This window comes from Chlorobaculum sp. MV4-Y (assembly GCF_025244685.1).
GTDB lineage: Bacteria > Bacteroidota > Chlorobiia > Chlorobiales > Chlorobiaceae > Chlorobaculum.
This window is the reverse complement of record NZ_CP104202.1, coordinates 2,166,644-2,181,258: the sequence shown is the minus strand read 5'-3', so window position 1 is coordinate 2,181,258 and position 14,615 is coordinate 2,166,644. Positions and strand designations below refer to the sequence as shown.

Annotated in this window: 13 protein-coding genes and 1 pseudogene; 10 read left to right on the top strand and 4 right to left on the bottom strand. The window is 59.0% G+C overall.

What is annotated here, in order from left to right; genetic code table 11:
• The 8 genes and pseudogenes from murD to NY406_RS10815 all read left to right on the top strand — a co-directional run bounded on the left by murD (position 1) and on the right by NY406_RS10815 (position 10,237).
• Positions 1–1,398, top strand: coding sequence for a UDP-N-acetylmuramoyl-L-alanine--D-glutamate ligase (murD, locus tag NY406_RS10850; protein ID WP_260534347.1), 1,398 nt, complete (start codon positions 1–3; stop codon positions 1,396–1,398).
• Positions 1,395–2,623 (top strand): annotated as a pseudogene (locus NY406_RS10845) (FtsW/RodA/SpoVE family cell cycle protein). The gene murD and the pseudogene NY406_RS10845 overlap by 4 nt, the downstream one beginning before the upstream one ends.
• Positions 2,620–3,714: an undecaprenyldiphospho-muramoylpentapeptide beta-N-acetylglucosaminyltransferase gene (murG, locus tag NY406_RS10840; protein ID WP_260534346.1), complete on the top strand. Its 1,095-nt coding sequence runs from the start codon at positions 2,620–2,622 to the stop codon at positions 3,712–3,714. The pseudogene NY406_RS10845 and the gene murG overlap by 4 nt, the downstream one beginning before the upstream one ends.
• A 12-nt stretch (positions 3,715–3,726) precedes the next feature.
• On the top strand, positions 3,727–5,145 hold the full coding sequence (murC, locus tag NY406_RS10835) for a UDP-N-acetylmuramate--L-alanine ligase (RefSeq protein WP_260534345.1): 1,419 nt from the start codon (positions 3,727–3,729) through the stop codon (positions 5,143–5,145).
• A 36-nt stretch (positions 5,146–5,181) separates the two neighbouring features.
• Complete coding sequence (locus tag NY406_RS10830) at positions 5,182–6,102, top strand: cell division protein FtsQ/DivIB (RefSeq protein WP_260534343.1); 921 nt, start codon at positions 5,182–5,184, stop codon at positions 6,100–6,102.
• Positions 6,103–6,116: 14 nt separating this feature from the next.
• On the top strand, positions 6,117–7,442 hold the full coding sequence (gene ftsA / locus NY406_RS10825) for a cell division protein FtsA (RefSeq protein WP_260534341.1): 1,326 nt from the start codon (positions 6,117–6,119) through the stop codon (positions 7,440–7,442).
• Positions 7,443–7,488: 46 nt separating this feature from the next.
• Positions 7,489–8,793, top strand: coding sequence for a cell division protein FtsZ (ftsZ, locus tag NY406_RS10820; protein ID WP_260534339.1), 1,305 nt, complete (start codon positions 7,489–7,491; stop codon positions 8,791–8,793).
• Positions 8,794–8,941: 148 nt separating this feature from the next.
• Complete coding sequence (locus NY406_RS10815) at positions 8,942–10,237, top strand: acetyl-CoA hydrolase/transferase family protein (protein WP_260534337.1); 1,296 nt, start codon at positions 8,942–8,944, stop codon at positions 10,235–10,237.
• A 157-nt stretch (positions 10,238–10,394) separates the two neighbouring features.
• On the opposite strand, the gene bchU is transcribed toward NY406_RS10815, so the two are convergent.
• On the bottom strand, positions 10,395–11,411 hold the full coding sequence (gene bchU, locus NY406_RS10810) for a bacteriochlorophyllide d C-20 methyltransferase BchU (RefSeq protein WP_260534335.1): 1,017 nt from the start codon (positions 11,409–11,411) through the stop codon (positions 10,395–10,397).
• 217 nt (positions 11,412–11,628) lie between these two features.
• Between bchU and NY406_RS10805 the strand changes: the two genes are divergently transcribed.
• Positions 11,629–11,838 carry a hypothetical protein gene (locus tag NY406_RS10805; protein WP_260534333.1) on the top strand — a complete coding sequence of 70 codons (210 nt, stop codon included), beginning with the start codon at positions 11,629–11,631 and terminating at the stop codon, positions 11,836–11,838.
• Here the strand turns inward: NY406_RS10805 and pgeF are convergent.
• The 3 genes from pgeF to NY406_RS10790 are packed head-to-tail and all read right to left on the bottom strand — an operon-like array spanning position 11,822 to position 14,188.
• The gene (gene pgeF, locus NY406_RS10800; RefSeq protein ID WP_260534331.1) at positions 11,822–12,592 is read right to left on the bottom strand and encodes a peptidoglycan editing factor PgeF; all 771 of its coding nucleotides are present in this window, start codon (positions 12,590–12,592) and stop codon (positions 11,822–11,824) included. The two genes, NY406_RS10805 and pgeF, sit on opposite strands and share 17 nt — an antisense overlap.
• Before the next feature lie 48 nt (positions 12,593–12,640).
• On the bottom strand, positions 12,641–13,141 hold the full coding sequence (locus NY406_RS10795) for a hypothetical protein (RefSeq protein WP_260534329.1): 501 nt from the start codon (positions 13,139–13,141) through the stop codon (positions 12,641–12,643).
• Positions 13,142–13,153: 12 nt separating this feature from the next.
• The gene (locus NY406_RS10790; RefSeq protein ID WP_260534327.1) at positions 13,154–14,188 is read right to left on the bottom strand and encodes a helix-turn-helix domain-containing protein; all 1,035 of its coding nucleotides are present in this window, start codon (positions 14,186–14,188) and stop codon (positions 13,154–13,156) included.
• A gap of 117 nt (positions 14,189–14,305) precedes the next feature.
• Here NY406_RS10790 and NY406_RS10785 point away from each other — a divergent pair, with 117 nt between their 5' ends.
• A complete protein-coding gene (locus tag NY406_RS10785; RefSeq protein WP_260534325.1) occupies positions 14,306–14,533 on the top strand; it encodes a DUF2188 domain-containing protein in 228 nt (75 codons plus the stop codon).
• Positions 14,534–14,615: the final 82 nt, after the last annotated feature.

Below are 14,615 nucleotides of genomic sequence, written 5' to 3'. Positions count from 1 at the left end.
GTGAAACCGGAAAAGCTGAAAGGAAAGGTGGCGGCGGTGATCGGCGCGGGAAAAAGCGGCGTGGCGGCGGCGGGTCTGCTCGCGCGGGCCGAAGCGCAGCCATTCGTGAGCGAATTTGGCGCGGTCACTCCCGAGGCGGCGAAGACCCTGCGGCAGTTTGGCGTGCCGTTCGAAGAGGGGGGCCACTCTGAGCGGGTGTTCGAAGCGACGCTGTGCATCGTCAGCCCCGGCATTCCGCAGCGTGTGCCGGTCATTTGCGAGATGCACGCGCGAGCCATTCCCGTGGTGAGCGAAATCGAGCTGGCGAGCTGGTTCTGTCCGGCTCGTGTCATCGGCATCACCGGCACCGACGGCAAGACCACCACGGCTACGCTCATCCACCGCATCTGCGAGGCGGAGGGCGAACGGCAGAGATTCCGTGCCTTCAGCCTCGGCAATATCGGCGTTCCGTTTTCGTCGAAGGTGCTCGACATGGCGGCGGCGGACATCGCCGTGCTCGAACTGAGCAGCTACCAGCTCGAAGGGTGCTTTTCATTCCGCCCAAACATCGCCGTACTGACCAACGTCACACCCGATCACATGGATCGCTACGACGGCAGCATCGAAGCCTACGCCGCTGCGAAGTTCCGCATTCACGCCCAGCAGGGCTCGGGCGACACGCTCATCTATAATCACGACGATCCGATCCTGCGCGCCCATTTCGACCGGCAGGAGCCGTGGTCCTTCCGGGTGGTTCGCGTCGGCCTGCGGGCCGAGACGCTTGACTCCGCGCACGGCGACTACGTTTCGGTCGCGAAGGGCGAGATTGTCATTCGCACGTCGGGTTCGACAGAGCGACTCATGCGGGTTGACGAGATCATGAAACCAGGCTTTCGCGGCGATCACAACCTCTACAATGTGCTCTCGTCGGTCGCAGCGGCATTCGCCGCTGGTGTGGCACCGGAGACGATGCGGCTCGTACTCGCGGCATTCGGCGGCGTCGAACACCGGCAGGAGTTCGCCGGAAATGCGTGTGGCATTGACTGGATCAATGACTCCAAGGCCACCAACGTCAACGCTCTCCTCCAGGCGCTTCAGTCGGTTCCGGCGGGCATGGTGCTCATCGCGGGTGGGCGCGACAAGGGCAACGACTACAGCGTCATCGCCGACATCGTACGCGAGAAAGTCGCCTGCATCGTGGCAATTGGCGAGTCGCGCCAGAAGATCGCCGACGCCTTTGACGGCATCGTCAACGTCCTGCCAGCCGGATCACTCAGAGAGGCGGTCGAGCTGGCTCGCCAGCACGCCCGTCCCGGCGCGAGCGTGCTCTTTTCACCAGCCTGTTCGAGCTTCGACATGTTCCGCGACTTCGAGGATCGCGGACGCCAGTTTAAGCAACTTGTCCGGGAGCTGACATGAAGCTGAATGACCTTAAGCTGAATTTCGATCTGGAGCTTGACGACGCTCCCGCCGAATCGGCGGCGTCGCTGCTGCCCTCGACCGGACGGGGCGAAGAGATCGCCGGCAAGCTGCTGCTCCTGATCGTCGCGCTGCTGATGTGCATCGGAGTCGTCGTCGTTTACAGCAGCGGAGCCGGGTGGGCGGAACAGAAATTTTCCGACCCGCAGTACTTCCTCTGGCGGCAGCTCACTTTTGCCATTGCTGGCATGGTGGTGATCTTCGTGGTTGGCAGCATCGACTACCATATCTTCAGAAAGAAGAGCAAATTGTTTCTTTTGTCAGCATCGGCCTGTTGGCTATTTTGCTGTTGCTCAAGCTGGCGCACGTCATTCACGGCGCCGCCCGCTGGCTCGGATTTGGGCCGCTGAAGTTCCAGGCTTCGGATCTGGCCAAATACGCCATCATTTTTCACTTTTCGCGGCTGCTCTCTGAAAAGAGAGAGTATATCAAGGATCTGCATGATGGGTACTATCCGATGCTGGTGCTCCTGATGATCGTTGTTGCGCTGGTGGCGCTCGAGCCGAACTTCAGCACCGCCTCGCTCATCGCCATCATCGGCTTCACGCTGATGTTCATCGGCGGCATCAGAGTCAAGTATCTGCTCGCAACGGCATCGTTGCTGATTCCGATTGCGGCGGTCTTTGCGATCGCCGCGCCCTACCGTGTTGCCCGCCTCGTCTCTTTCAGCGGCGGCGAGAAGGAGCTGAGCTACCAGGTGCGTCAGGCGCTGCTCGGCCTCGGCAACGGGGGCCTGCTCGGCCTCGGCCTCGGGGCCAGCAAACAGCGAGAGCTTTACCTGCCGCTGTCGTATAACGACTTCGTCTTCGTCATCATCGGCGAGGAGTACGGCTTCATCGGTGCGCTGGTTATCCTGCTGCTCTTTTCCGGGCTGTTTGCCTGTGGCATCATCATCGCCAAGCACGCTCCCGACCTTTTTGGGCGCTATGTCGCCATCGGCGTCACCTTCGCCATCACCTTTTTCGCATTCATCAACATCGCCGTGGCCAGCCACCTCATGCCGACCACCGGTGTGGCGCTGCCTTTCATCAGCTACGGCGGCACGGCACTGCTCTTCAACTCGCTCGGCATCGGGCTTCTGGTCAGCATTTCACGTTACCGGAAAAAGGTCGAAACCATCGAGCGGGCGCAGGCTCTGCTCGAATCGAAAGGAGGCTCCTTATGAAAGTGCTTTTCGCGGGCGGCGGCACCGGCGGTCATCTCTATCCCGGCGTAGCGATGGCGGCGGAGCTGAAGAAGCGGGTACCCGGCATCAGCATCTCCTTCGCGGGCACCTCCGCCGGAATCGAGGCAACCGAAGTGCCGCGTCTCGGCTATCCTCTCGTGCTGCTGCCGGTCAGGGGGCTGAAGCGGGGGCTGTCCCCGCGCGCGCTGTTGGACAACACCACTATTCTTGCTGATTTCGCAAAGGCGCTCTCAATGGCAATGGCCTTGATCCTCAGGGAACGCCCCGATGTGGTGGTGGGTACCGGCGGCTACGTGAGCGCGCCGCTGCTTCTGGCTGCGCAGCTTTCGGGGCGCAAGACGCTGATTCAGGAGCAGAACGCCTTTCCGGGGGTGACGACGCGATTGCTGGCGCGGATGGCAACCGAGGTGCATCTGTCGTTCGAGGAGAGCCGGAAGTTTTTCGGCGGCAAAGCCTCGGTGTTCGTGACCGGCAATCCGGCGCGGGAGTTTCCCACTGAGAGCCGTGAGTCATGCCTCGACTTTTTCGGCCTCGACCGAAATCTGCCAACGCTGCTGGTGTTCGGCGGCAGCCGTGGAGCACGGGCGATCAACAATGCCGTGCTGAAGCTGTACCGCCGTCTCGAAGGCACAATCAACCTCATCTGGCAGACCGGCTCGCTCGACGCCGAGCGGGTGCTTGCTGAAGTCGGCACTTCGGCAACTCGCTGGATCGGCCCCTACATTCAGGAGATGGGCAAGGCGTACGGAGCCGCAGATCTGGTGCTTTGCCGGGCGGGAGCATCGAGCCTTGCCGAGCTGACCAATCTCGGCAAGCCCTCGGTGCTGATTCCCTATCCCTACGCGGCGGCGGATCACCAGCGCCACAACGCGCTTGCGCTGGTCAATACGGGCGCATCGGTCATGATCGACGACTCGAAGATCGGTGACGAGGCGTCGTTCGAGGCAATCCTCGCACTCTTCCGCGACCGCGACAAGCTTGGGCAAATGGGTGAGGCGGCCCGCCGGGAGGGCCATCCCGGCGCGGCGGCGACGCTCGCGGAAAGAATTATCGCGCTATCAAAATCTTAAGGAGTGCTCCCCATGGAACTGGGAAAAACGAGGAATGTGCATATCGTCGGCATCGGCGGCGCGGGCATGAGCGCCATCGCCGAACTGCTGCTGAAATCGGGCTTTGCGGTCAGCGGCTCCGACCTTGCCTCGGGCGAGGTGATCGCCAAGCTTCGCGAGCTTGGCGCGGTGATCCATCAGGGACACCAGGCCGAAAATGTCGGCGCGAGCGACGTTGTCGTCTACTCCTCGGCGGTGCGCCCGGAGAAGAACGTCGAGATTCTCGCCGCGCAGAAGCTTGGCATTCCGGTCATCAAGCGCGACGAAATGCTTGGCGAGCTGATGCGCCACAAATCGGGCATCTGCGTCTCCGGTACCCACGGCAAGACCACCACGACGGCGATGGTCGCCACCATGCTGCTCGAAGCGGGCCAGTCGCCAACGGTGATGATCGGCGGCGTGTCGGACTACCTCAAGGGAAGCACGGTGGTCGGCGAGGGCAAGTACATGGTGATCGAGGCTGACGAGTACGACCGCGCTTTCCTCAAACTCACGCCAACCATCGCCGTTGTCAACAGCCTCGAATCGGAGCACATGGACACCTACGGCACGATGGACAACCTGCGAGACTGCTTCGCGGAGTTTGCCAACAAGGTGCCGTTTTACGGGCGAGTCATCTGCTGCGTGGACTGGCCGGAGATCCGGCGTATCATTCCGCGCCTGAACCGCCGCTACACCACCTTCGGCATCGAGGAGCACGCAGATGTGATGGCCTCCGGGATCGAACCCGGCGAGGGCGGCAGTGCCTTTACCGTCGAGGCTTTCGGCGAGCGCTACCCCGGCGTACGGCTCAACGTGCCCGGCAGGCATAACGTGCTCAACGCGCTGGCAGCCTTCTCGGTCGGCCTTGAAATCGGCCTGCCGCCGGAGAAGATCGTCGCCGGTCTCGGCGCCTATACCGGAATGCGCCGCCGCTTCCAGGTCAAGTATCGGGGTGCTGACGGAATGCTTGTCATCGACGATTACGCGCATCACCCCTCCGAGGTGAAGGCGACCGTGCGGGCAGCCCGCGACGGATGGAAAGAGCACCGCATCGTGGCGGTTTTCCAGCCACATCTTTACTCGCGGACGGCGGAGTTCGCCGGTGAGTTCGGCTGGGCGCTCTCCTGCGCCGACACAGTTTACGTGGCGAGCATCTACCCGTCGCGCGAGAAGGCCGAGGACTACCCCGGCATCACCGGCGAGCTGGTGGCCGAGGCATCGAGAACCGCCGGGGCGAAAAACGTAGTCTTCGCCGAAGAGCGCGACGCGCTGCTCGCGGCGCTTCAGGAGGAGGCCGCGCCAAGCACGCTCTTCCTCTTCATGGGCGCGGGCGACATCACGCATCTGGCCGCGCGATTCGCCGCCTGGTGCACCGAGAGCCGTGGCAACGCAAACGCATCGGCGTCATGATCTTCGCTGTTAACAAGCATAACAGGAGCAAACGGCATGGCTCGTCCGAAACATGAACAGCGGAGCGAGGAGCCACTGAGGGACCCGGAACTGCCGGACATTGACGCGCCTGAATCGGTGCGCCCTCGCAGTGGCAAGCTGCGCCGCCTTTTCAGCACCACGCCGGTGATGATGGCCTTCGCCACACTGCTGCTCATTGCCGTTGCGGCACTCTCGTGGTACGCGACGCAATGGAAACGGCAAGTGACGGTCAACCGGGTGGTGGTCAGTGGCGTTTCGCTGATTCCCGCTTCCGGCATCGAGCGCCGTCTGAACCGTTTCAAGGGAGAAAATCTGGACGAAATCAGAACCGACGATGTCCGCCGGGCACTTGCACCGGAATCTTATATCAGACAGATGCAAATCAGCAAGGAGCTGAATGGCATTCTGCGGGTCAGGATCAAAGAACGGCGTCCGTCAGCGCTGGTCGCTGACGCGGGTCGGAATCTGATTATCGATACCGAAGGATATTTGTTGCCAGATGAGAAAGTCTCGGGACGGTTCCGGCTCGTAACGGTTTATGGCGTGCGGACTGGAGGAGTGCGCCAACTGAACGAAAAAGATCGGAGTCTCCTTTTCGCCTTGCTCGATGCCTTTGACCGGAGCGCCTACGCCAGGATGATGGTGTCTGGCATTCATCTCGCCCGGGGCAACCAGACCTGGTTCACGGTGGCTGGTTCGCCGATACGGTTTGTTATCGGCAATGACGGTAATTTCAAGGAAAAATTGAAAAAATTCGAGATATTCTGGCAAAAGGTTGTTGCAAAGAAAGGTATCGATTGTTACGATTCGGTCGATCTTCGTTTCCGGCAGAGAGTGTTCGCTACCTCACCCGTGAGCGAAGCAGAGTCCGCAGATTCTTCAGCGGCGCCGGTTGCCCCTCCTGCGAGCGGCCAACTTCCCGATGAACGTCATTGAACCCAAAACTCCTCATGCCGAAGAGCAATATTGTAATCGGTCTCGATATAGGTACAACCAAGGTCTGCGTCGTTGTCGCCGAAAAAGATGACGTCGGCAAACTCAACGTCCTCGGTAAGGGACGCGCAAACTCCGACGGCCTGCAACGGGCGACAGTCGTCAACATCAACAAGACGGTTGACGCCATCAAGAAGGCGGTGGCCGACGCAGAGCGAGAATCTTCGATCAAGATCAAGGGGGTCAACGTCGGCATCTCCGGCGCGCACGTCCACTGCATCTACAGCAACTCCGAAATCAGCGTCAACCAGTCGGGCATCGTCAACGAATCCGATGTGCGGCGCTTCCTCGAAAAGGCCAAGACCAACATCCGTTATCTCGACATCGACCACGAGATCATCCATGTCATTCCACAGGAGTTCATCGTCGATGACCAGGATGGAGTGCTCGATCCGATCGGCATGGCCGGAACGATCATGCGCGGCAGCGCCTACATCGTTGTGGGGCTGCGCACCAAGATCCGCAACATCAAGCAGTGTATCGAAAAGGCAGGCCTCGAAGTCAGCGCCATGACCTTCGAACCAGTGGCCTCCGGTCTCGCCGTGATGAAGGAGAGTGAGAAGCGGAGCGGCGTGGTGGTGATCGACATCGGCGGCGGCACCACCGAGGTGGCCATCTATATAGACGGCGCTATTCGATACTCCGAGGTGATCAAGGTCGCGGCCAACGATGTGACGCACGATGTTGCCTACGGCATCAAGGCGCTCAACGACGTGGCCGAAGAGATCAAAATCCAGCACGGCTGCGCCTATGCGAAGGGGCTCAACAAGGAGGAGGAAATTCTGATCGAGGGCATTGAGGGACGGCCGAGCAAGTCGTTCCCGAAAAGCTCCCTGACGGTGATCATCGAAGCCCGCATGATGGAGATTTTCGAACTGGTGCGCGATATCATCAAGCGCTCGGGCTATTACGACTATCTCAATGCCGGGGTTATCATCACCGGTGGCGGTGCGCTTCTGCCCGGCACTGGCGAGCTGGCCAGGGACATTCTCGGTCTCGACGTCCGCACCGGTTATCCAGAAGGGGTGTCGGGTGGCATCAAGGAGGCGATCAATAATCCGATGTACGCGACGGTGATGGGCCTTGTGGCCCACTCTCTGCAGAACAATCTGTATCAGGATTATGGAGAGGTTGCCCCAACACCAACCGAGCAGACTCATGAGCCGGTTGCTTTTTCTCCGGAACCTTCGCAAGCTCAGCAGAGTCCCGAGCAGAGTTCCGATGCCCCGCCAGCAGGAAAGAAGTTTGTTGACCGCCTGAAGAAGTTCTGGGATCAGTTGTAGCAGAGATAGTTACCTGTAACGACAGGAAAAACAAGGAATAGAGAGTATGGCATTCGAACTCGATCCGGGCCTTTTCGACAGCGATCAGGGCAGCGGAGTCAATATCAAGATTGTCGGCGTCGGCGGATGCGGTGGTAATGCCGTCAACAATATGATAGAGCGGAAGATCAGCGGTACCGAATTCGTGGTCTTCAATACTGACCGCCAGGCGCTGCTAAATTCGAAAGCGCCGATCCGCGTGCAGATCGGCAAGAAGGCGACTAACGGACTCGGCGCAGGAGCCGATCCGGGGAAGGGCCGTCTTGCCGCCGAGGATGATCGCGAACTGATCGCTATGCAACTGCGCGGCGCCGACCTTGTGTTCATCGCCGCTGGTATGGGCAAGGGCACCGGCACTGGCGCTGCTCCGGTTGTCGCCTCCATCGCCCGCAATATGGGCATCCTTACCATCGGCGTCGTTACCCGCCCCTTCAGCTTCGAGGGGCAGATCAAGGCGCGGATCGCCGACGCCGGAATCACCGAGCTGCGCAAGTATATCGACACACTCATCATCGTCGAGAACGAAAAAATCCTGAGCATCGCCGATGAGGGTGTCAGTGCCACCGAGGCGTACAACATGGCAAACGACGTGCTCTTCCGGGCGGTCAAGGGGATCGCCGACATCATTACCCACCACGGCCACGTCAACGTCGATTTCGCAGACGTCCGGAGCATTATGCAGAGCGCGGGTGACGCGGTCATGGGTTCCGCCGCCGCCGCGGGAGAGCGCCGGGCACTGAAGGCGGCTTCGGACGCCGTCACCAGTCCGTTGATGGAGGGGGTCAAGATGCGCGGAGCCAAGGGCGTGCTGGTCAACATCACGGGCGACGTGACCATGCGCGACATTGCCGACGCCATGAACTACATTGAGGAGCAGGTTGGCGGCGACGCCAAGATCATCAATGGCTATGTCGATGAGCCGCAGGTGTCGGGCGAAATCCGGGTCACGGTGATCGTCACCGGTTTCAAGAGAGCTGAACCAGGCGAGGAGCGACAACCCGCTTCGCTGGCTGTACAGCAGGAGAAGGCTGTGCCGAAAGCGCCTCCCCTGAAGGGCTTCGGTCGCCCAGTCCAAGCCTCCGGCTATCCCGAACAGGTAGTCGAGGACATGAGAATTCCCGCCTACATCAGAAAAAGCCGTTCTATTCAGGAGCCATTCGATATTGGTCGCGCGTGCAGCACCGCTGGATCGCGCCCTTCGGGCGGATCGAACCCCATGCCCGGCCAGAGCGACGAAGACGAGCAGATACAGAAAGGCTCAACCGACACTCCGGCCTACCTCCGCCGGAAGAACAACCCACCGCTTCAGTGATGCAGGCCGGGAGAAGGGCGCAGCCGCTTTTCCCGGCTCGTCTCCAGTTTTTGTCAGCTACCAGAAGCTTTGCCGCCCTTCGGAGAAGGTCGTCTGAATTTCAGGAGAGCGCCGGAGCTGCTATCAATTCAAAAAATATTCAAACATCATGAGTTACCGGACGATATCCGCAGAAGAGGCCGTCATGGCCATCAAGTCGGGAGACAGGGTTTTTCTGCACACGGCGGCGGCGACCCCTCGTCGGCTGATCGATGCGATGGTCAGCCGCGCCAGCCACCTGCGCGATGTCGAGATCGTCAGCCTGCACACCGAAGGCGATGCCGCCTACGTTCAGCCCGAGTTCCAGGAGAGCTTTCGGCTCAACGCCTTCTTTGTCGGCAAGAATGTTCGTTCCGCGGTGCAGTGCGGCTATGCCGACGCCATACCGATCTTTCTGAGCGACGTGCCTGCGATGTTCTACGACGGCGTCATGCCGCTCGACGTGGCACTGGTGCACGTTTCGCCGCCCGACCGCCACGGCTACTGCTCGCTCGGCGTGTCGGTCGATGCGGCCCGCGCCGCCGTGCATACCGCCCGGCACGTCATTGCTCAGGTGAACCCGAACATGCCCCGCACCCACGGCGAAGGACTGCTGCATGTCAGCAAGATTCATTCTCTGGTCGAGGTGGACGATCCGCTGCCGGAGACGCCGCCGCACGAGCTGACCGATATCGAGCGACAGATAGGCCAGCATATCGCCTCCATCGTCGAGGACGGTGCAACGCTGCAGATGGGCATTGGCGCAATTCCGGACGCCACACTCGCCGCCTTGACGGGGCACAAAGACCTCGGCATCCACTCGGAGATGTTCTCTGACGGCGTGGTCGAGCTGGTCGAAAAGGGGGTGGTGAACGGGCGCTGCAAGAAGACACACAACGAGATCATCGTGGCGAGCTTCCTTGTCGGCAGCCGCAAGCTTTACGATTTCGTGGACGACAATCCGCTGGTCGAGATGTTCGGTTCGGACTACGTCAACGATACGAAGGAGATCAGAAAAAATCCCAAAGTCACGGCGATCAACAGTGCCATCGAGATCGACATGACCGGCCAGGTGTGCGCCGACTCGATCGGCATTCGCCACTTCTCCGGCGTCGGCGGCCAGATGGACTTCATCCGCGGCGCGGCGCTCTCGCCCGGCGGCAAGCCGATCATCGCCCTACCCGCCACGACGCGCAAGGGCGAGTCGCGCATCGTACCGCACCTCAAGCCCGGCGCGGGCGTCGTGACCACGCGGGCGCATGTGCAATACGTCGTCACCGAGTACGGTATCGTCAACCTGCACGGCAAGAACCTCCGCCAGCGAGCTGAAGCGCTCGCCACCATCGCCCATCCCGACTTCCGCGAAGAGATTCTCCGCCAAGCCCACGAACTGTACGGGCGAAAAAGCAATTGCCTGATCGAATGATGAATCGGGAAAAGTGCCGATGAGCACGTAGGGGCAGGTCTTGCACCTGCCCTCTTTGAATAGCACAGGTCGCATAACTTCTATACGAGAAAAGGCTGCCCGATAAGGCAGCCTTTTCAGTGAAGATCTAGTGATGGAATCTTTTTCCTTCGAACTCTTACGGTTTCACCGCCTGAACGAGCAGGTGGTCGTACTTGCGCACCATGGTGACATCCTGGTAGCCGAGGCTTTCGAGAATCTCCTTGTAACGGGCCTGCTCCTTGAAGCCGAGCACCGAGAAGGGCATTCCGGCACCGAGGATGTAGTGGCTCAGGTAGTCGAAGTTCGGGTTTTCCGGATCGTCGATCACCATGTCGAGAATCAGCAGGCGACCGCCGGACGGCATGGCGTCGAAAGCCTTTTTGCACATGATGGTCGAGAGCTGTTCGTTGGCCGAATAGAGAATGCGGCAGAACATCACCGCGTCGGCTTCGGGGTAAGACTCCTTGTAGATGTCCACCGCGATGCCGCGCAGACGGTCGGCCACGCCCTTCTCAGCGGCGTTTTCGTTGACCAGGTCGATGGCGCCCGGCAGGTTCAGAATGGTGGAGTCGAGTTCAGGGAAGTGCTTGAGCATGGCAGCCGAAATGTCGCCGATGCCGCCGCCGACGTCGATCATCTTCTTGACGCCGTCGAGCTTGGCCTCTTCGAGAAGGAGCTGGATGGCGAACTTGGCGTTGCTGCGGTGAATCTCCTCGAAGTAGAGGTTATCTTCGCGCGTGACCGGCGGATAGGGCACCTGACCCTTGAAGTTCTTCTGACCCCTGACTGCCTGTGAAAGGCCCATGTAGAAGTCATCGGCAAGGAACGCCATGGCTTTGGCCACGGGGGTCTGGTGCAGGTTCGGCTCTTTCGGGTTCGGCGAGAACATGTAATCGGCAAACTCGGTCAATGACCATTTTCCGTCGCTCAGGGTGATGACGCGCATCTGGCGGAGCGTCTCGAGAAGCATTTCGAGACGAGGCGGCACCGAAGCGGTGTCGGCTGCCAGCGTCGCGAGGTCCTTGGGGCCTTCGGCCATGTGGCTGAACAGGTCGAGTTCGATAGCGGCTTTCATGCAACTAAACTCGATGAGGCCCTTGAAGACCAGCTCGTTGGCCCTGTGGTAGTAGTTCAGGAGGTCATTGTTGCTCATTGTCGATAATTGTCTTTTATTAGATATGAGAGACGAGTAGAAAAACAGCGAGTGCTGGCGCACAATAATTTGACACTCAATTTATCCCAAAAAGAGCTGTTAACCAACAGCGCGTCCAATAAATCGTTGTAACCGTCCGCATGGGCGGGATGTTCTCTGGATTGAAGTCAACCGCGTTTTCTGGCTCGCAGAAGGCACATAAACAAAGGAGGTCATCATGTTATCAAGCCTCTCCAAACTAACCCCGGAGCAGCTCGAAGAGATCCGCTCCCTCGAACAGAAGCTCGGCAAAACCCTGCTATCGTTTTCAAGCTACGACGTCGTCTCGGAAGACCTCGATGCAGAGGAGATCGCCGCCCTCCAAGCCCTCGAAGAAAAACTCGGCACGATGCTTGTGGCGGTCAGAAGCCTCAGTCAGAATTCCTGAGTCCGATCAGCGTGAGCATCCGGCCGGTTTTGCCGTTGTCGCGACGGTAGGAGTAGAAGCGGTCGGCGTCGCGGAACGAGCAGAACTCCGAGCACTGCACCTGCGGCGGCGAAATGCCCGCTTCGACGAGCTGGTCGCGGTTGGCTGCCGAGAGGTCAAGCCGTTGCCGACCTTCGCCGGAGGGCGACGGCTTGAGGTAGCGACTGCTGAACCGGGCGGCAACTTCGCCGCCGATTTCGTAGCATTCACCAGAAATGCCGGTGCCGACCCAGGCGAGGCAGTCCTCGGGACGGCTGCCAAATTCGTCGCGCATCGCGTTGATGGTCTTTTCGGCGATCCGTCCCGCCGTGCCCTGCCACCCCGCATGAGCTGCTCCGGATGCTCCTGTCCGGCGATCGTAAATCAGGACAGGATAGCAGTCGGCGGTCAGAATGCCGACAAAAAGTCCGCGGACGTTGGTGATAAGCGCGTCATATCCATTGAGCTTGCCCGGCTCGGTAACGACGGCGATCTCTGTCCCATGCACCTGCCCGGTCGTCACGATGCTTTCCGCGTCGATCCCGAGAAACGCCCCGAGCCGCCGGTAATTCTCCCGCACAAATGCCAGATCGTCGCCAACATGCGAGCCAAGATTCAGCGAATTCAGCGGTGCAGCACTCACCCCGCCGGTGCGGGTAGTCTGAAGCGCCACAAGGTTGGGTATGGTGTGGAAGATGAATGGGTGGAGGGGGGCGATTGCTGATGGCTGGGGCATGACTGTAGTTGTAAAACTCTGAGGGTATTTTGCTAAAATTATGGCATTCTATTTGAATTCCCATTGCTCAATCCGCGTTTCCAACTCATCAGCAGGCAGACGGCGATTCATCGCCCGCAATCCCCGCAACTTGTCGGCAGCCAGACTCTTCGTGATAACCGATTCATCGAGCATCCTGTCGAACAGCCACAGAATACCGTGAACTTCGAGCTGTTCGGCTTCGATCACTGTGCGCAGCTTTCTGTCACCGGTGATGACCAGTGCGTTGTGCCCTCTTCCGGCAACAATCAGCGTGCAATCCTCGAATGACAATGCACGATGTTTCTGCGAATAACTCACGATCTGGCCAACTTCTTCAGCAGTGAATGAATCGATTGCAAGCAGATTTCCGTCAACAAATGGTTGAAGCAAGCTTTTCTGGTCGCCTGAAAGCTCGGCCCAGACAGCATCGGTTGTCCTCATGCTGAGATCGAGCGAGAACAGCGTATCGGCAAGGTCGAGCTTCACAATATCGATCAGAATGTTGGCGTCATGTATCGCGACATTCACGTCATGCTGGGGTTAGATGAATGACATTTCCTCGCTCAACTCATGATACGATTTTCCTGCAAGGGCCGCAGCTTTGCTCATCGTGATCACCTCTTCCGAAACCGCCCTGTCGAGAAGCTGCCTGAACCGGGCAGGCTCCTCCCTGGAGCGGTATTCTCCGGGTTCTTTGATCCTGTGTTTTGACCAGGCAATGCAGAAATTCTTGTAGGTGAAATCGCTGATAACATCGAGTCCTTTGGCTCTGGCCATGATCGCAGCAACCGAGATACCGAAATACTCTTTCATATCGAGAAGCTCTCTCTCGGTAAAATGAGTGCGCTTTTCGCCAAAAGCCCGGAGAAACAACTCTTTCGGAAGCAGAAATGCTCCCGCGAAGGCGTGGGCGAGTTTTTCATTCTCGCGAGGATTTGTTGCCTCGCACCGGAAAAGCAGGTGCGCCAGCTCGTGCAGCGCGGTAAAGCGGCGGCGGACGACATCGCGATTCTGGTTGAACGCGATGACCGGAATATTTCCCGACCACGCGGCGAGACCATCGAATCCGTCCGGCGCGTCGAGCATGATGACTCTGACGTTATAGCTTTCAAGCATTTCGACAACATCGGGAATGGGGTCGATACCGAGATTCCATGCCTGGCGAAGCTTTTCGGCATAGCTTCCGGCATCCTCGAAAGTTGCAAGCGCCGCATCCGGAAACGGATGGACGAACGATGAAGCGAGGCCGAGGCAGGATTCAAGTTCGCGGTACCGTTCGAGCATGTCGAGCGCTTTTGCCTCGATTCGAGCCCGCTCCTTTTTCGGCAGACTCGCATGTTTCCTGAACTCGATGGCGCTCAATTGGGACGGTTCTCTGAAAAAATAGTCGGGCCTGACGCCAAGCGCCGATGAGAGCGAAAGCAGCGCGGGGCTGTCTGGCTGCATTTTTCCCTGCTCGTATTTGCTGAGCGCCTGTTTTGAGACCGGACTCTCCATCCTGTTGGAAAGCTCCTGCAGCGACATTCCGGCCATCTTTCGCGCAGAGCAGAGCCGTTCTCCAAAATTGGGCATCATGGCTGGTCTCTGTGTGGTGATTGGTGGTGCTTGTTGTTGACAATAACTTAATTATTATAACTTTTGTCAACAAGCATAACCGTTCAAATGATCCTTTGAATTCAGACAATTATCTTGATGAACAAGAAATCGACCCATGTGGTGCCGAATCCGAAGGGCGGCTGGAAAGTCAAACAAAGCGGCTCATCGAGAGCATCCAATCTTTTCGACACCAAACAGCCAGCTATCGACAGGGCGCGGGAGTTGAGCACTCGCCAGCATACGGAGCTGGTCATTCACAACAAGGATGGTAAAATCAAAGGCAAGGACAGTCACGGCAACGACCCGTATCCGCCTCGGGGATAGGCTGTTTTGTCTAAAAAAAGCTCTATTTCTTGGTTTCATCAGGACGCAAGAGACAGAGAAGCTCTGAGCAGCCCTGATGTTC

Excerpts from the sequence above, each read along its gene's own strand:
- NY406_RS10805 (WP_260534333.1), top strand. The coding sequence starts at position 11,629 with ATGTTATCAAGCCTCTCCAAACTAACCCCGGAGCAGCTCGAAGAGATC.
- murG (WP_260534346.1), top strand. The coding sequence starts at position 2,620 with ATGAAAGTGCTTTTCGCGGGCGGCGGCACCGGCGGTCATCTCTATCCC.
- ftsA (WP_260534341.1), top strand. The coding sequence starts at position 6,117 with ATGCCGAAGAGCAATATTGTAATCGGTCTCGATATAGGTACAACCAAG.
- murC (WP_260534345.1), top strand. The coding sequence starts at position 3,727 with ATGGAACTGGGAAAAACGAGGAATGTGCATATCGTCGGCATCGGCGGC.
- NY406_RS10785 (WP_260534325.1), top strand. The coding sequence starts at position 14,306 with ATGAACAAGAAATCGACCCATGTGGTGCCGAATCCGAAGGGCGGCTGG.
- NY406_RS10815 (WP_260534337.1), top strand. The coding sequence starts at position 8,942 with ATGAGTTACCGGACGATATCCGCAGAAGAGGCCGTCATGGCCATCAAG.
- NY406_RS10830 (WP_260534343.1), top strand. The coding sequence starts at position 5,182 with ATGGCTCGTCCGAAACATGAACAGCGGAGCGAGGAGCCACTGAGGGAC.
- bchU (WP_260534335.1), bottom strand. The coding sequence starts at position 11,411 with ATGAGCAACAATGACCTCCTGAACTACTACCACAGGGCCAACGAGCTG.
- NY406_RS10790 (WP_260534327.1), bottom strand. The coding sequence starts at position 14,188 with ATGATGCCCAATTTTGGAGAACGGCTCTGCTCTGCGCGAAAGATGGCC.
- pgeF (WP_260534331.1), bottom strand. The coding sequence starts at position 12,592 with ATGCCCCAGCCATCAGCAATCGCCCCCCTCCACCCATTCATCTTCCAC.
- ftsZ (WP_260534339.1), top strand. The coding sequence starts at position 7,489 with ATGGCATTCGAACTCGATCCGGGCCTTTTCGACAGCGATCAGGGCAGC.